The organism is Bacillus nitratireducens, from assembly GCF_001884135.1.
Lineage (GTDB): Bacteria > Bacillota > Bacilli > Bacillales > Bacillaceae_G > Bacillus_A > Bacillus_A nitratireducens.
Genome location: NZ_MAOC01000054.1, coordinates 1 through 2,638 on the forward strand (window position 1 = coordinate 1; position 2,638 = coordinate 2,638).

The 2,638-nt window shown below is 33.5% G+C and carries 4 protein-coding genes and 1 pseudogene; all 5 read right to left on the reverse strand.

Features of this window, described 5'->3' with window-relative positions:
• Positions 1–20: 20 nt before the first annotated feature.
• A pseudogene (locus BAU23_RS30635) lies at positions 21–119 on the reverse strand (sporulation initiation factor Spo0A C-terminal domain-containing protein); the annotation flags it as partial.
• Positions 120–372: 253 nt separating this feature from the next.
• Positions 373–507 (reverse strand): hypothetical protein, encoded by a 135-nt coding sequence (locus BAU23_RS30835; protein WP_255286268.1) that lies wholly within the window; start codon positions 505–507, stop codon positions 373–375.
• An 86-nt stretch (positions 508–593) separates the two neighbouring features.
• Positions 594–1,052: an SMI1/KNR4 family protein gene (locus BAU23_RS17135; RefSeq protein WP_071734855.1), complete on the reverse strand. Its 459-nt coding sequence runs from the start codon at positions 1,050–1,052 to the stop codon at positions 594–596.
• A 19-nt stretch (positions 1,053–1,071) separates the two neighbouring features.
• Positions 1,072–1,524 carry a YrhA family protein gene (locus BAU23_RS17140; RefSeq protein WP_071734856.1) on the reverse strand — a complete coding sequence of 151 codons (453 nt, stop codon included), beginning with the start codon at positions 1,522–1,524 and terminating at the stop codon, positions 1,072–1,074.
• A gap of 25 nt (positions 1,525–1,549) precedes the next feature.
• The coding region (locus tag BAU23_RS30640) for a cytoplasmic protein (RefSeq protein ID WP_071734857.1) at positions 1,550–2,638 on the reverse strand (1,089 nt) is incomplete at its 5' end.

The window sequence follows — 2,638 nt, forward strand, 5'->3', positions numbered from 1 at the left end:
TGAAATTAATACGACAATATTTACGAAGCCTTATGTTCAAGTCTTAGCTTATCCGCAACCATTGCGATAAACTCAGAATTCGTAGGTTTTGCTTTTGACATGGATACTGTATAACCAAAAGCTTTAAACCTTGATATGTATACGTTTCTAACATTTTCTTTTCGTCCAATAAATACGCTAAATTTCACGCCCTTTATTGGTTTAGTTTTCCCTAATTCATTGGTAACATTACGTTACTAATGTGTATAGGAATATGCTACATAACCACAGGGGCAAACGTCAATAAAATTAAATGACATTCGTGTACTATTATTCATTTCATCAACTATCTGGTACGACTTTATCTCAAAATATAAATCAATGTATAGATGATTAACGATTCTTAATCATTTCTTCACATTGTTTATATTTCACCATTGCTTCAGCTTGAATCTGTTCAAAAATTTCTTTTTCATTTCCCTCATAATTGTTTAACATTCTTAGAATTTCTGAAACCTTTGCATCCATGTTACTAACTCCTGTCAGTTATTTTAGGACTTTGCTAAAGACTTACACGTTCAACTCTGAAACTCAGGTGTTCATTGATTCTTCCATTAGATATAATAGTCAGGATTTTCGCCCATTTTAATTAAAAATTCTTCTAAAGAATCCGCTATTTTCTCATCTTCAGAGTAAATAGGGCATTGACCTAATCCATTCGCTTGCTTAAATTTAATTGTTAAAAAGCTAAGTTCTGTCACTTCAAAAAACACTAATGATTCTTCATCGTCTACACCATCTATATTAGGGTTATATTCATAGATATCTTGTCTCAAACGAAAATCTACAACAGAAAAGGGGTCCATAAATCTGTTAAAAAAGAACTTACTTGATGCCTCTAAAAAACCATAACCAATTTCTTTATAAAAATTTTTCAATTCTTTAGGGAATTTCATTTTTAATAAATCTTCTGCTTCCTCTATCTCTTCACTTTTTAAAGGATAGAAAATAGGTGTTTGGTCAGATTTTACACTTTCATTAGCTACAACACACTCTTTCAAAAAGTTAAACATAATTTTTACTACCTCCTTATTACAGAAGGGCTGTTTTCAATGCTTCTTCAAGCATTGTATTGAAATCATTATATGTTTTCATCACTGTGCCAGATGGTTTATCAAGTTCTAAGTAAGTACCGTCAGATAAGTTTTTACAAAACCAAGCAATACTTGAATCTCCAAAGAAAAGATACTCTTTTTGAAATTCATTTTCATACCAAATCTCATTCGTGTCTATAAATCCACAAATCGGTTCGTTTCTTTCTGTTTCTAGTAAAGAAGGGTCAACTCCATAAATAACTAGTCCACCAAAATCTAAACCATTTACGTTTTTAAGAAACTCCTCAAATTCACTCGGTAAATCAACATTAAATTTCTCTTTTGCATGTTCTCTTAATTTCTGAACTTCGCTATCTGTTGCTGGTGTGTTCAGATTAAAGTTAACACTTTTCAGTATATCTTCAATTTCTAAAATCAGATTTTTCCACATATAAAAAACCTCTTTCTAAGTGTATTTATTTCCCTTTAGGATAGATATCATATTTGGGTATAGGCCAGCTTATGTCTGCACTATCTCCATCTTGTAAGTGTCTAGTTAATGTACGTTGTGTATTAGTTATAGCTTTATGATATGGATGATTTTGTATTAAAGTTAAATTTTCAAATGCGTTTGTTCCCCCATCGTCTAAAGGAAGATTATGATGTACTTGCCATCCAACTGGAGGCCTTCCTTGTTTCATTAATTCTATATTGCCATCTGTTATTCCCGCTTCCTTAAGTTCAGTAAGCTTAACAGGGTCATTTACCAAGGATTTAAGAAACTCTTGTCTTACCCTGCTATCAAAAGCTTTCCTTAGTTGTTCAGCTTCTTCTCTAGGTCTCTTAGTATAAGTAATATCTTCAACTTTGACATCCTCAAGAAGTACGTCTTTTCCATACAATTTACCAACAAAAACATCCCCATCTGTGGTACTTTTAGTATATTGATAAGGAGATAACTTATTGCTAGCTTCTTGGTAAACATCGCCAAAACCTGATTTTAAGGTACTTCCCCCAACACCTTCATAGGCAAATCGATTCCCAGTGTTTAACTTAAAATTATTTAATATATGTAGTGCGTTTCTATATCCAGCGGAATCAGTAATTTTAGAAACGCCCTTTGCTAGGTTTGCGACTGTCACTACCTTCCCTGCTTGTCCTGCTTTACTAAGACCCTTATCACCGATAAAACCTGTTAATAATGATGCTACACCATAGGCAGCATAATGCATTCTACTTTCCATATCTCCATTTTTGAAATTATTTATATATGAATCGGATAATGTGTTCCACATTGCAGGGAGAGTTTCTTCGTAGTTTACAATTGCATCACGCATGTTTTCCCACGTCTCTGCATCACCCAATGCTTTAAGTCCTTCCCATGCATCTGTGACAGCATCTTCTACACCAGTAGAAATACCAGTCCATGCGTCACTTAAATCCTTTTTCTCTTCATCCCAAGCTTTCTCGAAGTCAGATTTCGGCGGAAGTTTACCACACATTGCCCCTTCTTCTACCTTTTCATCTGATAAATTCCCATCAACTAAATTACCATCATAACGTTC

Excerpts from the sequence above, each read along its gene's own strand:
- BAU23_RS30835 (WP_255286268.1), bottom strand. The coding sequence starts at position 507 with ATGGATGCAAAGGTTTCAGAAATTCTAAGAATGTTAAACAATTATGAG.
- BAU23_RS17135 (WP_071734855.1), bottom strand. The coding sequence starts at position 1,052 with ATGTTTAACTTTTTGAAAGAGTGTGTTGTAGCTAATGAAAGTGTAAAA.
- BAU23_RS17140 (WP_071734856.1), bottom strand. The coding sequence starts at position 1,524 with ATGTGGAAAAATCTGATTTTAGAAATTGAAGATATACTGAAAAGTGTT.